The sequence below is a fragment of the Petralouisia sp. genome, from assembly GCF_056822245.1.
In genome coordinates, this window is sequence record NZ_JBQIOP010000003.1 from 95,114 (window position 1) to 115,327 (window position 20,214).

General features: G+C 47.6%; 18 protein-coding genes. All 18 read left to right on the plus strand.

Going from position 1 to position 20,214, the window contains the following annotated elements:
• Positions 1-6 precede the first annotated feature (6 nt).
• Positions 7-1,659, plus strand: coding sequence for an efflux RND transporter periplasmic adaptor subunit (locus ACTO17_RS02140; RefSeq protein WP_172535737.1), 1,653 nt, complete (start codon positions 7-9; stop codon positions 1,657-1,659).
• 40 nt (positions 1,660-1,699) lie between these two features.
• Positions 1,700-2,935: an ABC transporter permease gene (locus ACTO17_RS02145; protein ID WP_172535738.1), complete on the plus strand. Its 1,236-nt coding sequence runs from the start codon at positions 1,700-1,702 to the stop codon at positions 2,933-2,935.
• Positions 2,936-3,084: 149 nt separating this feature from the next.
• Positions 3,085-3,831, plus strand: coding sequence for an NAD-dependent protein deacylase (locus tag ACTO17_RS02150; protein WP_482556726.1), 747 nt, complete (start codon positions 3,085-3,087; stop codon positions 3,829-3,831).
• Between the two features lie 33 nt (positions 3,832-3,864).
• The gene (locus tag ACTO17_RS02155; RefSeq protein ID WP_172535740.1) at positions 3,865-4,065 is read left to right on the plus strand and encodes a DUF951 domain-containing protein; all 201 of its coding nucleotides are present in this window, start codon (positions 3,865-3,867) and stop codon (positions 4,063-4,065) included.
• A gap of 219 nt (positions 4,066-4,284) precedes the next feature.
• Complete coding sequence (locus ACTO17_RS02160; RefSeq protein WP_482556727.1) at positions 4,285-5,196, plus strand: alpha/beta hydrolase; 912 nt, start codon at positions 4,285-4,287, stop codon at positions 5,194-5,196.
• A gap of 84 nt (positions 5,197-5,280) precedes the next feature.
• Entirely contained in the window at positions 5,281-5,571 is a 291-nt protein-coding gene (rpsF, locus tag ACTO17_RS02165; RefSeq protein ID WP_172536583.1) for a 30S ribosomal protein S6, read from the plus strand.
• Between the two features lie 17 nt (positions 5,572-5,588).
• Positions 5,589-6,032, plus strand: coding sequence for a single-stranded DNA-binding protein (locus ACTO17_RS02170; protein WP_482556728.1), 444 nt, complete (start codon positions 5,589-5,591; stop codon positions 6,030-6,032).
• Positions 6,033-6,049: 17 nt separating this feature from the next.
• Complete coding sequence (gene rpsR / locus ACTO17_RS02175) at positions 6,050-6,313, plus strand: 30S ribosomal protein S18 (protein WP_016307694.1); 264 nt, start codon at positions 6,050-6,052, stop codon at positions 6,311-6,313.
• Positions 6,314-6,556: 243 nt separating this feature from the next.
• Positions 6,557-6,910: a 6-carboxytetrahydropterin synthase gene (locus ACTO17_RS02180; protein WP_172539055.1), complete on the plus strand. Its 354-nt coding sequence runs from the start codon at positions 6,557-6,559 to the stop codon at positions 6,908-6,910.
• A gap of 31 nt (positions 6,911-6,941) precedes the next feature.
• Positions 6,942-9,320: a Firmicu-CTERM sorting domain-containing protein gene (locus ACTO17_RS02185; RefSeq protein WP_482556729.1), complete on the plus strand. Its 2,379-nt coding sequence runs from the start codon at positions 6,942-6,944 to the stop codon at positions 9,318-9,320.
• Positions 9,321-9,355: 35 nt separating this feature from the next.
• Positions 9,356-11,800 (plus strand): 6-pyruvoyl-tetrahydropterin synthase-related protein, encoded by a 2,445-nt coding sequence (locus ACTO17_RS02190; protein ID WP_482556730.1) that lies wholly within the window; start codon positions 9,356-9,358, stop codon positions 11,798-11,800.
• Positions 11,797-12,396, plus strand: coding sequence for an exosortase family protein XrtG (gene xrtG / locus ACTO17_RS02195; protein ID WP_482556731.1), 600 nt, complete (start codon positions 11,797-11,799; stop codon positions 12,394-12,396). The genes ACTO17_RS02190 and xrtG overlap by 4 nt, the downstream gene beginning before the upstream one ends.
• The gene (locus ACTO17_RS02200) at positions 12,380-13,744 is read left to right on the plus strand and encodes a TIGR03111 family XrtG-associated glycosyltransferase (RefSeq protein WP_482556732.1); all 1,365 of its coding nucleotides are present in this window, start codon (positions 12,380-12,382) and stop codon (positions 13,742-13,744) included. The genes xrtG and ACTO17_RS02200 overlap by 17 nt, the downstream gene beginning before the upstream one ends.
• 12 nt (positions 13,745-13,756) lie before the next feature.
• Positions 13,757-14,815, plus strand: coding sequence for a hypothetical protein (locus ACTO17_RS02205; RefSeq protein ID WP_482556733.1), 1,059 nt, complete (start codon positions 13,757-13,759; stop codon positions 14,813-14,815).
• On the plus strand, positions 14,812-15,294 hold the full coding sequence (locus tag ACTO17_RS02210; RefSeq protein ID WP_482556734.1) for a 6-carboxytetrahydropterin synthase: 483 nt from the start codon (positions 14,812-14,814) through the stop codon (positions 15,292-15,294). The genes ACTO17_RS02205 and ACTO17_RS02210 overlap by 4 nt, the downstream gene beginning before the upstream one ends.
• Positions 15,295-15,335: 41 nt before the next feature.
• Positions 15,336-17,480, plus strand: coding sequence for a family 2 glycosyl transferase (locus ACTO17_RS02215; protein ID WP_482556735.1), 2,145 nt, complete (start codon positions 15,336-15,338; stop codon positions 17,478-17,480).
• Between the two features lie 230 nt (positions 17,481-17,710).
• Positions 17,711-19,765 (plus strand): DHH family phosphoesterase, encoded by a 2,055-nt coding sequence (locus tag ACTO17_RS02220; protein WP_482556736.1) that lies wholly within the window; start codon positions 17,711-17,713, stop codon positions 19,763-19,765.
• Positions 19,762-20,211 (plus strand): 50S ribosomal protein L9, encoded by a 450-nt coding sequence (gene rplI, locus ACTO17_RS02225; protein ID WP_482556737.1) that lies wholly within the window; start codon positions 19,762-19,764, stop codon positions 20,209-20,211. The genes ACTO17_RS02220 and rplI overlap by 4 nt, the downstream gene beginning before the upstream one ends.
• Positions 20,212-20,214 lie beyond the last annotated feature (3 nt).

Genomic DNA, 20,214 nt, shown 5'->3' on the forward strand with positions numbered 1-20,214 from the left:
ACAGTTATGAAAAAGCACAAAAAAATCTGGAAAATTGTGATTCCGGCGGCGGTTTTTGTGGTAATTATCTGTGTTATGGGGATAAATTCCGCTAAAAATGCAGAAGAAGCCATGACAAACGCCAGGAACGTAGAGTGTGTGACGGTGGAACGGGGAAATGTATCAGAAACGGTGGAAACCAATGGAACCGTAGTCAGCGGTCAGCAGAAAACCATATTTTCTCCGGTGAATGCAGAGGTGGAGACGGCGGATTTTCAGACAGGGGATCTGGTGAAGGAAGGGCAGAAACTGGTGACCTTTGATTTAAAGGATCTGGAGAATCAGAACCAGAAAGCAGAGCTGACGGTAAAGGCAAATCAGCTTGGCTATCAGGATTCCGTAAACAAATCCAACGAAGCAGCAGTAAGGCAGGCCCAGGCCCAGGCGGAGGCCAATGCCCTGCAGGGACAGGTGGATGCAAAACAGCAGGAGATTGCAGAGCTGACGTCGGCGGTTTCCGGTGAGGCAAAGGAGCAGGCGGAGGCCGAAAATCGCCGGCAGCAGGAAGCGCAGGCGCAGCAGAAAGAGCTGCAGAAGGAACTGAAAAAGGCAGAAAAAGCATTGGAAAAATCCAAAGCGGCTTACGATCAGGCAGTAATGGAACAGCAGACGGCTCAGGTGAACTTTGATGCGGCAGCCGCTTCCGGAAAAGAAGAGGAGCTGGAAGCAGCCAGGAAAGCGCTGAACTTGGCAAATGAAAAACTGGCGGAAACAAAAGGGGCTTATGAGGCCGCCCAGGAGCTTGTGAACACGCTCAGCAGCCAGGCAGAAACCTTACAGCCTGTATCTGCAGATTTGGCGGAGGGAACCGGCAGAACGGAGCTGCAGCAGAGGCTTGAAGCCGCCCAGGCAGAGCTGGCAGAACTGCAGGCAAGACTGGAAAGCCAGAAATCCATTGCTGAGGCAGACGCAGGAACTTTGAGCGGTGCGGCAAGGGCGCAGATGCAGACCAATAACAATCTGGCGGAACTGGAAAGTCAGTCTTTGGAGGAATTGATTCTCCAGGGGCAGCAGGGGATCTCAGCGGAATTTAACGGCGTCATTTCAGATAAGCAGGTGGTGGAGGGCGCTGTTGTTTCACAGGGAATGGAGCTTTTTACACTGCAGAGCATTGATGATGTAAACGTAGAAGTAACGCTGTCCAAAAATGTTTATGATAAAGTCAAAGAGGGGCAGAAAGCGGAAATTACTTTTGCAGGGAATACCTATGAAGGAACAGTCAGCCGCATCAGCCGGATTGCAGAAAACGGGGCGGCAGGAACCAATCAGGCGGCTGTGGCTGCAGCGGGAATTCAGGCTACCGTGCATGTGGATCACCCGGATGACAATATTTTCCTGGGTGTGGACGCCAAAGTGAAGATTCTTGCGGCAGAAGCAAAAGATGTGGTAATCCTGCCCACTGAAGCAGTCAATATCGGAAAAGACGGTACGTTCTGCTGGGTCAGCCAGGACGGTATTTTAACAAAACGCATGATTACAACCGGCGTCACCTCGGATGAATGCGCAGAGATTACAGAGGGAATTGAGGAAGGGGAGCAAGTCATTGCAGATCCGGGAAATCACGAAGAGGGTGATCCGGTTACGCTGACAGAACAGGGACAGGAACAGACGGAGGAATAGAAGAGCATCTGAAAAATAGTTTCAATGTTGAGGTATTAAAATGGGAAATATGACAGAATATGTCAAGATGGCATTTAAAAACATTATTGCAAATAAAGGCCGCTCCTTCCTGACCATGCTTGGCATTATTATCGGAATCGCTTCTGTAATTATGGTAATGTCCGTAGGAGACGGAACCGCCGATGCCATGAATTCAGAAGTGGCAGACCTTGGCACAGGCCAGATTGATGTGTATTGCAGCGAAGATGCGTCAAACGAAGGAGAATGGATTACGCCGGAAGATTTAACGGCCATCAGAGAGCAGCTGGAAGGGGTGGACGGCGTAACGCCCAATGACGGCTCTTCGGGAAGCGCCGTTACCGGAAAAGGGGAATTTGCAATATCATTAAACGGCGGAACAGAAGATATGCAGAAATCCATGAATTATAATATGAAGCGGGGGTCTTATTTTACTTCTGCGGATGTGGAGGAAGGAAACCGTGTCTGCGTAATTACAGACAGCGATGCAAAACGGCTTTTCGGTTCTGATGATGTGGTGGGAATGGATATTGAGCTGAACGTCAATGGAATTATGGGCAGCTACCGGATTGTGGGAGTGGCGCAGCAGAAAGAAAATGGAGGCTTTGTCAGTTATACTTATGAGGGAATGCCGGTATCGCTGAGTGTGCCCTATACTTCTTTTGAGCATTTTGGATGGGAGAGTGATTCTTTCTACTCTGCCACAGTTTTTGCCAATGACAAGGTCAGCGGCGAAGAAGTGGCGAAAGACATCATTCATCTGCTGGAAACCAGGCACCGCTGCGCCGGAGAAGAATATTACCAGATTCAGAGTTTTCAGGATATGGTGGCAGAACTGAATAGTATGCTTGCCATTGTAACCACATTTATTTCCTGCGTGGCCGCTATTTCCCTGATTGTAGGGGGAATCGGCGTAATGAATATTATGTTGGTGTCTGTGACAGAGCGTACCAGGGAAATCGGAATCCGCAAATCTTTGGGAGCCAAAACCTCTTCCATATTAATGCAGTTTTTAGCGGAAGCAGCAATTCTCACGATTGTAGGCGGAATGATAGGCATCCTTCTGGGACTTTTGGGAGCGGTAGGAGCCTGCAGCCTGATGAGTGCTTCCATGGGCAGCGTTATTCATCCCGGCATTAAGGCCAGTACAATTCTGGGGGCAACGCTGTTTTCCTGCGGAATCGGTGTGTTTTTCGGTATATATCCGGCCAGGAAAGCGGCCAAGTTAAGCCCCATTGAGGCCCTGCGGAGGAATTAGGAACAACTTGCGCTTACAAGAGAGATGGGAATGCCTTGAAATTCCAGCAAATTTGTTGCACAGTGCCGCTTCCTTTTCGATTGAGAATATGGTAACATAAACATAAGACAGACGGGAAATTCAATTGTATCACTCAGGGAGGAATCAGCATGGCAAATCAGGACAGGGAAGAAAAAACTGCAAAATTTCTGGATATGGTAGCAGGGTCAGACAATATCGTATTTTTCGGCGGCGCCGGGGTGTCTACAGAAAGCGGAATTCCGGATTTCCGCAGCGTGGACGGGTTGTATAACCAACAGTATGACTATCCGCCGGAGACGATCTTAAGTCATACTTTTTACAGACACAATACAGAAGAATTCTATCGGTTTTACCGGAATAAGATGCTGTGCCTGGATGCGAAGCCCAACATGGCCCATAAAAAATTGGCGGAACTGGAAAAGGCAGGCAAGGTGAAAGCAGTCATCACCCAGAATATAGACGGCCTCCATCAGCTTGCAGGAAGCAGAAAGGTTCTGGAACTTCATGGAAGCGTTCACCGGAATTACTGTGAATCCTGCCATCAGTTCTATGATGCAGAATATATATTAAACAGCGAAGGGGTGCCCCATTGCGGGAAATGCGGCGGAGATTTGAAGCCCGATGTGGTACTGTATGAAGAAGGGCTGAATAACCAGACCATTCAGGAGGCAGTTTTGTATATCAGCCAGGCAGATATGCTGATTATCGGCGGAACCTCCCTGGCAGTCTATCCGGCAGCAGGGCTTGTGGACTATTACCAGGGAAAGAAGCTGGTGCTGATCAACAAGACGCCCACCCCCAGAGACAGCATGGCCGATCTGGTTCTCCAGGAAAGCATCGGAGCATTGTTCGGAAAAATTAATCTGCAGTATTAAAGTGCGTTTGAAACAGAAAACAGGAGGAAGCATATGCCCATACCATTTGAAATCGGAGACATCGTACGTTTGAAGAAACAACACCCCTGCGGCAGCAATGAATGGGAGGTGCTTCGGGTGGGAGCGGATTTCCGCCTGAAATGCTTGGGGTGCGGCCACCAGATTATGATTCCGAGAAAACAGGTGGAGAAAAATACCAGGGGAATTCGGAAAAAAGAAGAACAGATTGGATAATTTTAGCAGATGAGGACAGCAAAAGAAAAGAGAAGTAAGAAAAAAATAGTAACCCCTCATGATGCTCAGCCTGCCGTCCGTCGGGCCGCATGGCCATCCAGACTATGGAAGCCAAAGGCTTTCATAGTAAAAGCGGCAGGTATCTTTTTGTGCCTGCTACTAATCTTTTATATCCTTTTGGTGAATGTTCTGGTAAGCGCAGCATTGGTGCCTTCCTTTATGGAAAAACTAGAAGCTTTTGAACGGATTACGGAGGAGAGTTATGCGGCTCAGGTGCAGACATCGGATATTAAAGGAAACCGGCAGCTGGCATTGAATGAGACAAAAGAATGGCTGAAAACAGCGGAGCATCAAAAGTTATCGGTGGAAACAAATGACGGATATCGGCTGATTGCAGAGGAATTTCCTGCAGAAGAAACAGATTCAGAAAAAGGCGTCGGTGGGAAAAATCATAAATGGGTGCTTCTGCTTCACGGCTATACCGGTTGGAAAGAGGAAATGTATCCGTTTGCCTACTGGTATCACAAACAGGGCTATCATGCCCTTGTGCCGGATCTGCGGTGTCAGGGAGAGAGCCAGGGAGATTTCATCGGGATGGGGTGGACGGATCATTTTGACTGCATGCTTTGGATAGATTATATCCTTTCTCAGGATGAAGAAGCTCAGATTGTAATTCACGGCCAGTCCATGGGCGCAGCCACAGCTTTGATGATGACAGGGGAAGAACTGCCGGGGCAGATACAGGCAGTGGTTTCTGACAGCGCCTATACAGACGCTTATTCCATGTTCGGTGAGAAAATCAAAGACTGGTTCGGACTTCCGGCATTTCCTCTGGTGGATTCCGCCTGCCTGATGCTGCGTCTGCGGGGCGGATATAACCTGAAAGACGCTTCAGCCCTGGAAGCGGTGCAAAAAAGCGGGACGCCCACCCTGTTTATTCATGGCGATTCGGACGCTATGATATCTGTCCAGATGTCCAGAGAATTGTATGAAGCGGCAGCCTGTGAGAAAGAGCTTCTGATTGTGGAAGGAGCCGGGCATGGGCAGACTCAGGAGAAAGATCCGGATACATATTATAATACAATCCGTAATTTTTTGAATAAAACCCTTGAAAATGCAGACAGGTTGTGATAAGATGAAATCTCGTGATATAATAATTTATCCTTGCTCTCGACAGTGATTGAGGGCCGGAGACCAGAAGGAGGTACGATGAGCATGAACAAATATGAATTAGCTCTTGTTGTTAATGCAAAAATCGAGGATGAAGAAAGAGCCGCAGTGGTAGAGAAAGCGAAAGAGTATATTGCTCGTTTCGGCGGCGAGATAACTAACGTGGATGAATGGGGCAAGAAGAGACTTGCTTATGAGATTCAGAAGATGCGTGAAGGTTTCTATTACTTTATCCAGTTCGATGCACCGGCAGACTGCCCGGCAGAATTAGAGAAGCGCGTGCGTATTATGGACAATGTGCTTCGGTTCTTGTGCGTTAGACAAGATGAGGCGTAATAGAAAGAGGAGATTAGATGAATAAGGTTATACTGATGGGCAGATTAACCAGAGATCCTGAAGTGCGTTACTCCCAGGGAGAATCCGCAACAGCGGTTGCAAGATATACATTGGCAGTAGACAGAAGATTCCGCCGTGACAACGATCAGCAGACAGCAGATTTTATCAACTGCGTTGCTTTTGGAAAAGCCGGTGAATTTGCGGAAAAATATTTCCACAAGGGAATCAAGATTGCCATAACCGGAAGAATCCAGACCGGAAGCTATACCAATCAGGAAGGGCAGAAGGTCTATACCACGGATGTGGTTGTGGAAGAACAGGAATTTGCTGAGAGCAAAGCGGTAAGCGACAGCCAGGCAGGAGGATTTCAGCCTGCAGGCAGGCCGGCCCCCAGCGCGGCAGTCGGAGACGGATTTATGAACATTCCGGACGGGATTGATGAGGAATTACCCTTTAATTAGAACAGGAGGTAAATAAAATGGCTTATAATAAAACAGACAGAGGCGATTCTCCCATGAAGAGAAGAGGCGGAATGCGCAGAAGAAAAAAAGTTTGTGTATTCTGCGGAAAAGACAATGTGATTGATTATAAAGATACCAATAAGTTAAAGAGATATATCTCTGAAAGAGGAAAGATTCTTCCCAGAAGAATTACCGGAAACTGCGCAAAGCACCAGAGAGCTCTTACCGTTGCAATCAAGAGAGCAAGACATATTTCCCTGATGCCCTATGTGACAGATTAAGCCCTGGGATAATCTATGATTTTTGTATTATAATGATGATAGTATTTAAAAGGTCAATTATCGTCGGATAATTGGCCTTTTTCATATATTTGGCCCGTATGGCAGAAATTACCTGTGAAATGTGGGAAATCCTAGTAAAAATGCGGAGTATTGGCATTGAAAGGACAAAAAAGAGTGTGATATAATATAATCCACAAGAACATGACACCAGGTATGATCGTGAGTATGGGCAGGTAGGCGCGGATGAAATACCATCGTTTAAAGTATCGTTTATGCATGCAGCACAGCTTTGACGGAAAAGAAGAGCACAAACATCAGCATTTAATTGAAATTGAGATTGTGGCAAGGCATATGTCGGAAGATTTTCTGGAATTTGCCAGTATGGATTCTGTGTTAGAGCAGGCGTTCGGCCCTTATCAGTACCAGTATCTCAATGATTTTCCTGAGTTCGAAGGAGACACCAGTATTGAACATTTGGGAGAAGTATTCTATTTAAAAGTAAAGGATGCACTGGAGCGACAGCACTGGAAATTTGCCCGCTTTGAGATCAGCGAGACGCCTTTACGCGTTTATGCAATTGCAGAAGAAACTTTTTAAGATTGAGCCAACTTGTTAAGGGAGGAATTTTATGAAAGCCAGAAAGATTGTCAGAGGAGCCGCGGCAGGGTTACTGTCCATCTCTCTGTTATTTTCAGGATTGCCTGTGGCAGCGGCAGAATCAGGGTATCATACGCCTCTAAGTGTGAAAAAGACGGAGAGAGGCAGTTCCAAAGCATTGGAACAGAACCCGGCGGGAGAACAGCAGAGTCCGGGCAGCAGCCGGACAGGAGAGGGCGGAGAGAGCCAGAATCCATCCGGCAGCCAGACCGGGGATGCGAATTATACCCAGAATCCGGCAGAGGGAACAGAAAGTACCCAGAATCCGCCGGGAGAGCAGGGCAGTTCGGATATGAGCCGGACAGAGGGAACCGGGAATACCCAGAATCCCTCGGAAGGATCGGGCCAGACCGTAAATCCGTCAGAAGAACAGGGCAATCCCAACAGCAGCCAGGCAGAAGGAACGGACAATACGCAGAATCCGTCTGACAGCCAGGCAGGGGATGGCCAGAATCCATCTGACAGCCAGGTCGGGGATGGCCAGAATCCGGCAGAAGGATCAGAGCAGACGGAGAATTCGGACGGAAGCCAGACCGAGGATACCAAAAGCCCTGAGGGGGAATCAGAGAATTTGGATTCCCAGTCTGATTCGAAGGATGGGAACACAGAGGATAAGAATGCGGATGAAGCCGGAGGGCAGGATGCTCAGTCTGAACTGAAGGATGAGAACGCAGAGGATAAGAATGTGGACGAAGCCGGAGAAGATCAGCTTGCCGCTTCCAAAGCCTATCACAGCGTAAACGGCAGCATTTCCATTGACGGCAGTCTTTCCGACTGGGCAGGAGTGGCAGAACGCTCCGGTTCCGGCATGGATTACTGGAAAGCTGCATTTTCTCCCGATGGCGGTACGCTGTATCTTAGCTTTACAGGAAGCGCCAGTACAGAGTGGGACTATGGTTTCACAAGCAATAAATTTCAGTTTGCATATCCCGACGGCGCATCCGATATAAGCAGCGGAATTTCTGTTGCTGCGTCCCAGGGAGAAGCGAAAGTGAAGAATGCCTATTACGGTGATGTTCCGGGAGCGGAAGCGGCAGTAATCAACGAAGCCCATGGAAATAACCCGGGGCCTTACACGGTGGAGCTTGCAGTTCCGGTGAGTTTTTTCCACAGCAGTGAGTTTACCCTTACCTTCGGCGGGACTCAAGTATCGTCCCAGGAGATTGAACAGGTAAACGGTGATTCCATAGAAGATGATCTTCCGGCTGTTTATAATGGAATCAGTATTGACGGTAAGTATGCGGACTGGAAAGCAGTGGAAAAGACAGACGCCTCCTGTCCTAACAGCGCCCATACCGGGTGTCTGTCACAGGTTGCGGCAGTGTTTGACGGAGACTGGTTCTATATTTATATCAAAGACGGAAAGGGCAGCAATGCATCCGGTGCGGGAACCCATTCCAACGGCAAGTTTGCCATAACCTCTGATCTGGGATATGAGACAGACATTCAGTTGACTACAACGCCGGAAATCAATGGCGTTAACGGCGCCAAGGTTGCCTATGTGGGAAGCGAATGGGAGATTGCCATTCCGAAAGATCAGCTTCCCAAGTACCGGGAAAGCCTTTCTTTTGGATTCTATCTGGGTGAGCCTCTGGTTGGCAGTATCGTAAATCTGCAGCCTGACAGCGGAAATAACCTGGAAAATCTTTTTGACGGAATTAACTTTGACGGCCAGTACGATGACTGGGAAGATTACGGCCACAGCACCATTCAGTATGCCACGGCAGGTTCTCAGGAGTCCCAGATTGACGCCAAAGGCGCACTGTATTCCAGTGACGGAAAACTGTACGGGCATGTGGTGACAACTATGCCGCAGCATTTGCAGGAAGCCGGACAGGAATTTACAGAAGCCATTACCATTGCATTTAATCAGAGTATGGACAGTCTGAAAAGCGGCTCTGTAGATCAGAGTATGGTATTTTACCCGAGATTTGTAACGGTAGATGCCAATGGAACCATTGACTGGAATCCCAGACGGGCAGGTCTGCCGGAAGGTACATACGAATATCATATTGTTTCCCGGGACGCCTGGGGACAGTCCCAGAATATCAGCAATCTGCAGGAGATGGATCAAATATACGGGAAGATGATTATGACCATCGGAACAAATGGGAAGGATGAAATGGAATATTATCTGGAATTGCCCATGATTGCAAAGAAGCTGGGTGTGGACGAAACCAGTCTGAAAGAAATTGCAGCCCAGTACGGACGGATTGGGCAGGAGTGGATTTTCACAGCAGGAACTTCCACAGGGCCGGTTGCGGGAGTGGCAGTCTGCATTGCCACGGTCGGCATTGTGCTATGGTATAAAAAGAAGAAAAAAGGTGAATTAATACCGGCAGCGGTATAATTCAGCACAGAAGAAGGATTCAGGAGGAATGGGCATTGGAAAACAGAAAGAAGTCGTATAATCTGATTTTATTAATGCCCGTTCTTTTTGCAGTGGCCGCATATGGAATTGCATTGACTGTGGGAAACAGCGGCATTTATCCCAGCGGAAAAGATACGCTGGGGCATCTCTATCAGGGGGATGTGCTTTATCGGGCAGTTCAGAACGGAGATTACTGGCCTGCGTTTGATTTCCTTTGGTATAACGGTATGGAAATGATGCGTTACTGTGCGCCGGTTCCAATTTATCTGCTGGCCGGATGTCAGTACATCGGCGGCAGTTCCATGGGCGGTTTTCTGGTTTTTGTTATGTTTGTCTGCTTTGCGGGAGCAGTGTCATGGCTATATGTGGGATTGAAACTGGAACGCCCTTATCTGGGGGCGTTTTTAGGTATTTTGTGGTTTTTTATGCCCAACAATTTACGTACGCTGTTTTATGAGGGAGATTTGCCGAAATCTCTCTGTATTGCAATTCTTCCTCTTTTTGCATATTGGATGTATGATTATCTGAAAAGCGGTCGTTGGCATCTTTTGCCCAGGATTTCCCTTTGTTTTACATGGTTTGTGTTGTGCCATTCCGGATATGCGGGGATGGTTTTGATTGCATTTACATTGTTTTTTATGGTTAATATGGTGATTTATCATCAGTGGCGGCGGCAGGCGAATGCATGTTTTGCAGCGGTGTTGGGGTATCTTTTGGCGGGATTCTGGCTGATACCCTCTCTCACCGGCAGAACAGTCTCCTCAGACAGTCTGGAGAGACTGGCGGACTTTTTCCAAAATGTGTTTTTGTCCGTAGATCCTGCCGCCCGGATGCACCGGGGCAGCGTGGACGCTTATTTTGGGCTGGCCGCAGCTTTACTGGCTGTCTTTGGAATATTCTTAAGCAAGAAGAAATCCATGTCCGGATTCTGGACTGGAATCATAATTCTGGTACTCAGCTCAGAGACATGTTATCTGGTTTTGAAAATACTGCCGGGCGGGGAATATTTTCAGATGCTTCGTTTTATTTCCATTGGATTGTGCATGATTTTATTTGGATTTTTGGCCTGGGATACTTTAAAGCGCGGGTGGATTGTGTTGTTTTTGGCACTGTTGGTTGTGGATGTTATACCTTCCCTGCCGCTGATTCTGGGCAATCGCTCAGGGGCTGCTCCAGAGGAGCGGATGGCATATTATTCGGATGCGTCGTTGATTGGAGCGGCAAAAGAGATGACGGAGCAGAGAATGGCGCTTCTGGATGAAAGCAGTCTGGGCTCCATGAGCGCGTATCTGATGACCGGTTATGGGAAGCCGGTGGCTTCCTCCTATGGCGCAGCGGAGCAGGCGGCGGCAACCGTAACGAATTTTAAGCAGATTGACCGGGCATTGGAGGAAGGAAACTATCTCTATCTGTTTGACCGGTGTATGGAGCTTGGAAATGACACAGTTGTTATTCAACTGGATTTTATCAGCAATCCCAGAAAGCACCCGGTGCGTGAACTGGATATGGCGGCGGAACGCGTTGGTTATGAACTGATGGATTTTAATGAAAATTACCGGTTTTATAAACTGGCGGAGGAAGGAACCTGGGGAACTGTGACAGAATACAGAGCCGTTGGCATCGGATATGATGCGCCTGGAATTTCCCGCCAGTTTCCCATGATTGAGGAAACAGAGAGCAGAAACCTGAATGATTACACATTTGAGGAGCTGCAGAAATATGATTTGATTTATCTGGCAGGATTTACGTATGATGACAAGTCATCTGCGGAAAAATTAATTATGGATTTAAGTGAGGCGGGGGTTCGGATAGTCATTGCGGCGGATGGTATTCCGGACGACAGAGGCAGCCGGGAACAGAGTTTTCTGGGCGCAGTCTGCAATGACGTTTCATTTTCCCAGGGCTATCCGGAACTGGACACAGTGGACGGAATTTTGGACACCAATCTGTTTCCCGACGGACACAGGGAATGGAGTACCGTATATATGAACGGTCTGAAGGAGGTCTGGGGAAACGTGAGGGATGAAAACCTGGAACTGCCGTTTTTCGGAACTGTAAAAAATGACAATATTGTGATGGTTGGCCTGAACCTGACTTATTACTACAGTTTGACACAGGATGAAGGAGTGGGAAAGCTTTTGAGCCGCGCCATGGATTTGAGCCCTGAGGAACTGCCAAAGCGTGAGATTATTCCCTATACGGTTCAGTATCAGGAGAAGGGCGTCACGCTTACCGCAGAGACAGATGAACTGAATACGGGCCTTGCCTGGCATGACAGTTTTTCAGCAAACCGGGAGATTTACGGGAAGAATCATCTGACTTATATTCAGTCAGGAACCACTGTAATTTCGTTTACTCATCCTTATTGGAAGGAAGGAGCGGCAGTCAGCCTTGCAGGTCTGGTTCTGCTTCTGGCATTTACGCTGCACCGGCGGAAACGGGCAGGAGGAATCGTATGATAAAATATATAGCAGGATTGGCAGGACTGGCAGTATGGCTGTTTTTTCTGCGTGTGCTCAATAAGAGCAAATTGAATTTCTGGCATTTTCTGGTAGGAAGCGCAGGCGCTTTTATTCTGATGCTTCTGTTTCTGCAGCCCGTGTTCACCCAGCCTTTGGCCAGGATTGTGGCGCTTCTGGCGGGCCTTCCCGGGAAAATCGGAGACATCTACAGCGCGCATTATAAATACGGCGTGATTTTTATAGAATCGGCGGCAGGGGCAATTTCACTGAAAATAGATTTTGAGTGCTCCGGGATTATTGAGATTCTCGCATATCTTTCCCTGCTGATCTTTTACCGGGTGTATACGGTATATGAGCGGGTCTATGTGGGAGTGCTGGGAGTAGTGGCAATTGTGCTGGCTAATGCCCTGCGGATCACAGTGATTTCCCTTATGATTTATTTCGGCGGCGTGGATATGTACCATGTTGCCCACACCTTTATCGGGCGGTTTGTATTTTACGGACTGTCTGTGATCCTGTATTTTTACGTATTTACGAAACCGCAGATTATCAAGCAGAAAGTGGGAAGTTTTCAATATGACGGTGATAAATAATTTTTTAAATTCCATTTTGTTTTGGGCGGCCTGGATTATTATTCCGCTGGTGATGGAGATTATTCCTTCTCTGGGCAGTATGCTGATTCTGGTGAAAAAGAAGCTGTTTTCCCGTCAGTATGGCGATCCTGTGTTCTGGCCGGAGATTACGCTGATTATTCCGGTGTACAATTCACAGGATTCCCTTAAGGAGTGCATCCGCTCCATCAATGACAGTGATTACCCCAATGAGAAAATGCGGATTTTTCTGGTAAACAATCAGGGAAAAGATAATTCTTTTGAGGTCTATACGAAATGTCAGGAATTATATCCGGATCTGCTGATGCAGTGGCTCAACGCCAAACAGGGGAAATCCCGTGCGCTGAATCTGGCGCTGTTCAACGCGGACGGAAAATATATCATCCATGTGGACAGCGACGGGCAGTTTGAGCCCCATGCCATCAGCAATATGGTGCGGAAATTTGAGAGCTGCCAGGATGTGGACTGTATGACCGGCGCAATCCTCACCATGCCGGAGATGATTGAGGAATACCGGGGGATGTTCTCAAGGCTGCTCCGCAAAATGGAGTTTATGGAATATGCCCAGGCATTTTTGGCCGGACGGAATTATGCTTCGGAAACAAATTCCATCTATACGCTTTCGGGGGCGTTTTCTGCATTCCGGAAATCTGCGGTGCTGAAATCCCAGCTTTATAATACGGATACCATTTGCGAGGACACCAATATTACGTTTCAAATGCGTTTTTTGCAGAAAATCCGGGTGGAAATCTGTGAAAATGCCATTTTCTGCGTAGATCCAATTGAAGGCGTGAATAAACTTTACACCCAGCGGCAGCGCTGGCAGCGGGGAAGTCTGGAGGTGTCCCATCAATTTCTGGAAAAAGATTTACAAGTGCGCAAAATGTTCAGCAATGTGATGGTTCGAACGCTGATGTATGATCATACGTTTGCATTTCCAAGGCTGATTTGGTATCTGGCTTTGATCTGCCTGATGTTTATGAATTATTCTGCCGGAATGATTTTGATTTCCACAGGCGCTATTTTCCTGCTGTATATCATCAGCGGATATCTGTATTATTTTTCTACCGTGGGCTTTTTGAGGGAATTTGATGAGCTGAGACGGTATTACCGAAAACACTGGTATGTGGTGCCGCTGCTTCCGTTTTTTAATTTTACGGTGTTTTTTATCCGGTTTGCAGGGGTGATTAACAGTATCAATACAGACAGCGCATGGAAAACCCGGACATTGACAGACGAAGGGGAGGATTTTCGGGCGGAATTGAAGGCTGAGGCCGGAAAACTGCTGAATCTGCTGCGGAGGGCGCGGAAAGCGGTAAATTACGAGTAGGGAATGGAGCATATGAAACGCAAAATTAATTTTTTCATTGTAACGGCTCTTGTGGTATTTTTTGCCATGGCAGCGGATGTATTTATTATCTGGCAATTGAATAATTATGAGACGAGGTTCCTGGAGCTGTACGGAGCGGAGCAGGACGGTTATGTTAAGGTGGTTCTGGGGGAAATTAACCGTCTGGGGGATGATGCAACAGAGAAGAATATTACTGAGATTATCAGTTCTTTAGACGCCACGGCAAGCAGATATTGGACGGTCAGCAAAGAGGATTCCATTCTGTTTGTGAAAAGCGTGACGGAAACTAACCGCTACAAAGGATTTACGGACGGCACGTATTATGCCAGCGACTCGGCAGCCGCCTTTATGAACCGTCTGAGGCTGAATCAGGTGGGGCATCAGATCATTTATCTGAATGAAGATCGGTTTATTGCTTCCGGCATGATTTTTGAATGGCGCGGTCAGCAGTACCGGATTTGTCTGCTGACCTACGACAAGGTGCTTCTGGAGGACAATATTCTGCTGGAGTGTAAAAATTCCATTATTATTATTTTGCTGCTGGTTCTGGCCCTTCTGATTATCCTGAGTATGATGATGTCGAAAAAAATCAGAGGGCAGGCGTCTCGGATTGCCTTGCAGGAGGAGCGTGCGATCTGGCAGAATCAGCAGTTGGAACGATTGGACGAGCAGATGAAGCGGGAACATGCCTTCAGCGCCAGAAAACGCGTATTTAAGCATACGGTGTTGGATGAATTTCTGCAGGAATTGGATGAAAGAGGGGCCAAACCGATTCATTTTGCAGTATTTGAGACAGAAACCCAGGAGTCCAGGGACGAATTTTTTGAACATATGCAGATGGTTTTGGATAACCGGGTGCTGCGTTTTTCCATGGACGACAGGCTTGTACTGCTGATCTTTGCCCGGTATGAACAGGCGGTCAGCAGCAAAATTATCAGGTCTTTGGAAAACAAAAAGGTACGGAAGGTTGCTGATTTGTACTGTGAAGATAACACGGAAAGCTATAAGCGGCAGTTTGAGCAATTTTGGAAGGCGGTGGAAGAGGAATGAGGAAAGAAAAGCTTTACCGGGAATACCGTTTGAAATCGTATCTGAATATGAATCACTATATTACCATCAATGGAAAACAGGGGCAGACCCATCCCCATACCTGGGAATTTATCATTACAATAATCGTCAGCGGAACGGAATTTGTGGAATTCCGTACCTTTGAGTCATTGATAGAGGGGTATCTGGATCAATATCAGAATCAGATTATAAACACCATGAAACCCTTTGACCTGGTTGTGCCCACCATCGAAAACGTAACAGATCATTTTAATGAAGAGCTTCAGTCATTGCTGCGGGAGCACGGCGGGGAACTGGTTTCTGTGGAAGGAAGCGAGACGCCCACCAGAAGCTACATTGTCAGCCACAGAAATGAGCCGGATTTTCTGGAGCAGATTGAAAAAAAACAGACAGAGCAGATTTCCGGTGTGGTGCGGTATGTGGTGGATCAGATTATGGACGACGAGGATGAAGGATTTTAAACAGGAGAGTTTTAAAAAGACCAAGCGGGAAGGAAAGAAAAATGCAGAGAATTTATAAGAAAAAGATACTGAGCCGGTTTCTCTTAGCTGCAGCAGTGGTAAGCCTGTGCTGCGGGTGCGCTTCCAATCGGCTGGAGCTGACCGTAGATTCCGGGAGGGAGCCGGCCCAGGCTTCTGACAATTCCGGGAAAGAGGAGAAAAGCCTTCCCGTGTGCAGCGAGGACGGAGTGAAGTATTCTTTTCGGACCCGGGAAAAGACATTCCAGATTTACGGGGCAGACGGCAGGTGGCGGGATACGATGCCGGTGGGGGTGAATATCGGAGCAGGAAAACCGGGGGCGTTTCCCGGAGAGTTTGCAATTACCGAGGATGATTATCTCAGGTGGTTTCGTCAAATCAGTGAAATGCATGCAGATACCATCCGGGTCTATACGGTTTTGATGCCGGAATTTTATCACGCTTTGGCTACATACAATAAGACAGCCCAGTCGCCGCTTTATTTTATGCAGGGCGTATACAATAATGAAGAAGATATCAGCAGACTTCAGGACGCCTATGCCGAAGAGCGAAAGATTGAAAAAGACTGGATTGCAATGTGTAAAACCATTGTGGACGTGGTTCATGGAAACGCAGTGATAGAGCCTGAGGCGGGCAATGCCGGCGGCAATTATACGGCGGATGTTTCCCAATATCTGTGCGGATGGATTTTGGGAATTGAGTGGCAGCCGGAATTTGTAATAGGCACCAATGAGGCCAATCCGGGCAAAACAACTTTTGAGGGAGAGTATCTGTATACGAAAGATGCATCTCCCTTTGAAGTTTTTCTTGCTTCCGGTCTGGATGCCTGCATTTCCTATGAGATGAAACAGTATCAGATGCAGCATCCCGTTTCTTTTGCCAACTGGGTAACGACAGACCCCCTCTCCCATCCCGGAGAGCCAAATCCTGAGACGGAGGACGCAGTTTCGGCAGATGCGGAACACATTAAGGCAAGACCGGAATTTAAAGCGGGACTGTTTGCTTCCTATCATGTATATCCGTATTATCCGGAAATGATGCGGTATGCGCCGGAGCTGCTGACGGATGATCCGCCCAATCCCTACAAACACTATCTGAATGATTTGAACAGTTATCATACGATACCGGTGGTAATATCCGAGTTCGGTGTGCCTGCTTCCAGAGGGATCACCCACTTTGCCCGAGATCCGGGATTTAATCAGGGAGGACTGACGGAGGAAGAACAGGGAACGGCCATTGTATCCATGCTTTCGGATATTATTGATACGGAATGCGCAGGGGCTTTTGTATTTATCTGGCAGGATGAATGGTTTAAAAGAACCTGGAATACCATGGATTACACAGATTCCGATGTGCGGCCCTACTGGTGCGACGTCCAGACCAGTGAACAGTTTTTCGGACTGCTGTCTTTTGATCCCGGTGAAACGGCGGTGTGCACGGTGGACGGCAGAGACGGAGAATGGGAAGGTGAGGAACCGGTATTAGACAACGGGGAAACGGAATTGTATGTAAAAAGTGATGAGTCCTATGTATATCTGCTGCTCCGGGGCAAAAATGATAATCTGAAGATTGCCCTGGACACTATTGAAGAACAGGGAAATGAGGCGTACGGCGGAGCGGACTTTTTATTGGAAATAAAGGGAAAAAAGAAAAGCAGACTGTTGGTGCATCCTTATTATGATGTAAATTACTGGCTGTATACCACTGGAATGCACGCTTCCAACAAAGTACTGGAAGTAAAGGAGGGGTATGCAGACCCGGAAGCTCATACCTTCGCGCCTATTTATCTGATGCTGAACCGGCCGGTGGTTTTGACAGACGGCACAATCGTGGAGACAGAGCAGGTAGAAACCGGCAGGCTGCGTCATGGGAATGCAGATCCCCAGTCGGAAGGGTACAATTCCCGGGCTGATTTCTGTATCAGAGGCAATGTGACGGAGGTACGGCTGCCCTGGCTGCTTTTGAATATTGCCAAACCTAATGAAAAAATGCGCATTGCCGATTTGTATGCCAATGATGAAATCACTTATGAATCCATCCGTGAGATTCACTTTGAGATAGACGGGGAAAGAGGTTCTTATACCTGGAACGGATGGACAGAGCCCGGATATCGGGAGCGTCTGAAGGAGTCCTATTATATTCTGCAGGAATATCTGGAGAAACGGTAGAGAGTCCTTTAGCTCCGTTCTGGCAGTAATGAATCATCCGGTATGAACCTCTGTCTTGGAAATATAAAGCGTTTGCCGCAGTCCGGGGACAGAAAACGGTTATTGTAAGAATTCCAATGAAGTGGTATAATATGACGAAAGCAATGGGCAATGCAGACAGAAATGCCTGCACTGGCCTTGCAGAACGGAAACCTGAATGATAAGTGAGAACAACAAAGGTAGGAAAATCAATGAAAAGAAAAAATCACCCGGGCGGCCCGTTAAAGAATTATATGCACTGGCCCCTGATGCTGACTGTTTTGCTTGTACTGATGAATGCCCCCTTATACTATTTTGACAGGACTGCCGGAATCTGCGTCTCTGTATTTGCTGCATTGTATTTTCTGATTGCGCTGGGAATTTTTCTGGTCAACAGGTCCGCCATGCGCAATGAAGTAATCAGTTTTGCCACCCAGTACGGAACGGTTCAGAAGAAGCTGCTGAATGAATTTGAGATCCCCTATGCGCTGCTGGACTATAACAGCAAGATTTTGTGGATGAATGAATCCTTTTCCCGTATTACAGAGAAGGACAAGGGGTATCATAAGTCAATTGCTACGATTTTCCCGTCCATTACCAGGGAGCTTTTAGACCGGGAAGAACATAACGATCATATTAAGGTAGAGTGGAAGAACCGGGTGTACCGGGCAAGTGTGGGAAAGATTCATTTTGATGGAGAAGAATCGGAAGGAAATCTCATTGAAACGGATCATAAGGAGCAGTTTCTGACGACGCTGTATCTCTTTGATGAAACAGAGCTGTATGAGAGCATTCAGGAAATCAGGGATCAGCAGCTGGTAGCCATGCTGATTTACATCGACAATTATGAGGAAGCCTTAGAAAGCGTGGAGGAAGTAAAACGTTCGCTGCTGGTGGCTTTGGTGGATCGCAAGGTAAGCAAATATTTTTCAGATCGGGACAGCATCATTAAAAAGATTGAAAAAGACAAATATTTCGTGGCGTTCAAACAGAAGTATCTGGAGGCGCTGATTGAGAATAAATTCAGTATTTTAGAGGATGTCAAAACCGTCAAAGTGGGAAATGAGATGGCGGTTACCTTAAGCATCGGCGTTGGCATCAGCGGAAACAGCTATACCCAGAAATACGAATATGCCCGCATGGCCATTGACCTTGCCCTGGGCAGAGGCGGAGATCAGGTCGTAGTCAAAGAAGGGGAGAAGATATCGTATTTCGGCGGAAAATCCAGGCAGGTGGAGAAGATGACCCGGGTAAAAGCCAGGGTGAAGGCTCATGCGCTGCGGGAAATTATCGAGAGCCGGGAAGAAGTGTTTATTATGGGACACAGTATCAGCGACATGGACGCCTTCGGAGCATCCATAGGCATTTACTGTGCGGCCCAGGTGCTTGGGAAGAAGGCCCATATTGTACTGGATGAGGTGACCTCCTCCCTGCGGCCCATGAAGGAATGCTTTTCCGAGGAGAAGGGATATCCGGCCGATATGTTTTTACGGAGTGAGCGGGCGCTGGAACTGGCCGATTACCGGAGCGTGGTGGTGGTAGTGGATACCAACCGGCCCAATTATACGGAATGCCCGGAATTGCTGACCAAGACAAAGACCATCGTAGTGTTTGACCATCACAGACAGAGCAGTGAAGTGATTGAAAATGCAGTGCTTTCCTATATTGAAACTTATGCCTCTTCCACCTGCGAGATGGTGGCGGAAGTGCTGCAGTATTTTAATGAAAATATCCATTTAAAACCCAATGAGGCTGACAGTATCTATGCAGGAATCCTGATAGATACCAATAATTTTATGACAAAAACAGGCGTGAGAACCTTTGAGGCAGCGGCCTATCTGCGGCGGTGCGGCGCGGAGGTGACCAGAGTCCGCAAGCTTTTGCGGGATGATATGGCGGCCTATAAAGCAAGGGCGGAGGCAGTGCGCCATGCGGAGGTTTACCGGGGCGCCTTTGCCATATCCATCTGCCCGGCAGACCGTGATGTGGAAAGCCCAACCATTGCAGGGGCCCAGGCAGCCAACGAACTGCTGAATATTGTAGGAATCAAAGCGTCTTTCGTACTGACAGAATATAATGAGAAGATATATATCAGTTCCCGTTCCATTGATGAAATTAACGTACAGCTTATTATGGAACGCTTAGGCGGCGGCGGCCATCTGAATGTGGCGGGCGCCCAGATGAAGGACTGCAGCGTAATGGAAGCAAAGCGAAGAATTGAAATGACATTAGATAAGATGCTGAAGGAAGGAGACATAGAAGTATGAAAGTAATATTATTAGAAGATGTGAAATCATTAGGTAAAAAGGGCGAAGTGGTCAATGTCAGCGACGGCTACGCCAGAAATATGCTGTTTCCCAAGAAACTGGGAATTGAAGCGACGAAAAAGAACATGAACGATTTGAAATTAAAAAATCAGCATGAGGAAAAGGTGGCCCAGGAAAATCTGGATGCGGCAAAAGCCCTGGCAGAAGAGCTTGCCGGCAAAGAGGTCGTGGTAACCATCAAAACCGGAGAGGGCGGGAAAACCTTCGGTTCCGTTTCTTCCAAGGAGATTGCGGAAGCGGCAAAAGCCCAGATTCAGATGGAGTTGGACAAGAAGAAAATGCAGCTGCCTGAGGGCGGCCTGAAAGCATTGGGCGTATATGAGGTGGGTATTAAGCTGCATCCCAAGGTGACAGGAACTTTGAAAGTAAAAGTGAAGGAAGCGTAATTT

Bases quoted from the DNA above. Each gene is read 5' to 3' on its own strand.
- ACTO17_RS02155 (WP_172535740.1), top strand. From the start codon at position 3,865: ATGCCCATACCATTTGAAATCGGAGACATCGTACGTTTGAAGAAACAA.
- ACTO17_RS02205 (WP_482556733.1), top strand. From the start codon at position 13,757: ATGAAACGCAAAATTAATTTTTTCATTGTAACGGCTCTTGTGGTATTT.
- ACTO17_RS02180 (WP_172539055.1), top strand. From the start codon at position 6,557: ATGAAATACCATCGTTTAAAGTATCGTTTATGCATGCAGCACAGCTTT.
- ACTO17_RS02215 (WP_482556735.1), top strand. From the start codon at position 15,336: ATGCAGAGAATTTATAAGAAAAAGATACTGAGCCGGTTTCTCTTAGCT.
- ACTO17_RS02140 (WP_172535737.1), top strand. From the start codon at position 7: ATGAAAAAGCACAAAAAAATCTGGAAAATTGTGATTCCGGCGGCGGTT.
- ACTO17_RS02150 (WP_482556726.1), top strand. From the start codon at position 3,085: ATGGCAAATCAGGACAGGGAAGAAAAAACTGCAAAATTTCTGGATATG.
- ACTO17_RS02210 (WP_482556734.1), top strand. From the start codon at position 14,812: ATGAGGAAAGAAAAGCTTTACCGGGAATACCGTTTGAAATCGTATCTG.
- ACTO17_RS02220 (WP_482556736.1), top strand. From the start codon at position 17,711: ATGAAAAGAAAAAATCACCCGGGCGGCCCGTTAAAGAATTATATGCAC.
- xrtG (WP_482556731.1), top strand. From the start codon at position 11,797: ATGATAAAATATATAGCAGGATTGGCAGGACTGGCAGTATGGCTGTTT.
- rpsF (WP_172536583.1), top strand. From the start codon at position 5,281: ATGAACAAATATGAATTAGCTCTTGTTGTTAATGCAAAAATCGAGGAT.
- rpsR (WP_016307694.1), top strand. From the start codon at position 6,050: ATGGCTTATAATAAAACAGACAGAGGCGATTCTCCCATGAAGAGAAGA.
- ACTO17_RS02160 (WP_482556727.1), top strand. From the start codon at position 4,285: ATGGAAAAACTAGAAGCTTTTGAACGGATTACGGAGGAGAGTTATGCG.
- ACTO17_RS02185 (WP_482556729.1), top strand. From the start codon at position 6,942: ATGAAAGCCAGAAAGATTGTCAGAGGAGCCGCGGCAGGGTTACTGTCC.
- ACTO17_RS02145 (WP_172535738.1), top strand. From the start codon at position 1,700: ATGGGAAATATGACAGAATATGTCAAGATGGCATTTAAAAACATTATT.
- rplI (WP_482556737.1), top strand. From the start codon at position 19,762: ATGAAAGTAATATTATTAGAAGATGTGAAATCATTAGGTAAAAAGGGC.
- ACTO17_RS02170 (WP_482556728.1), top strand. From the start codon at position 5,589: ATGAATAAGGTTATACTGATGGGCAGATTAACCAGAGATCCTGAAGTG.
- ACTO17_RS02200 (WP_482556732.1), top strand. From the start codon at position 12,380: ATGACGGTGATAAATAATTTTTTAAATTCCATTTTGTTTTGGGCGGCC.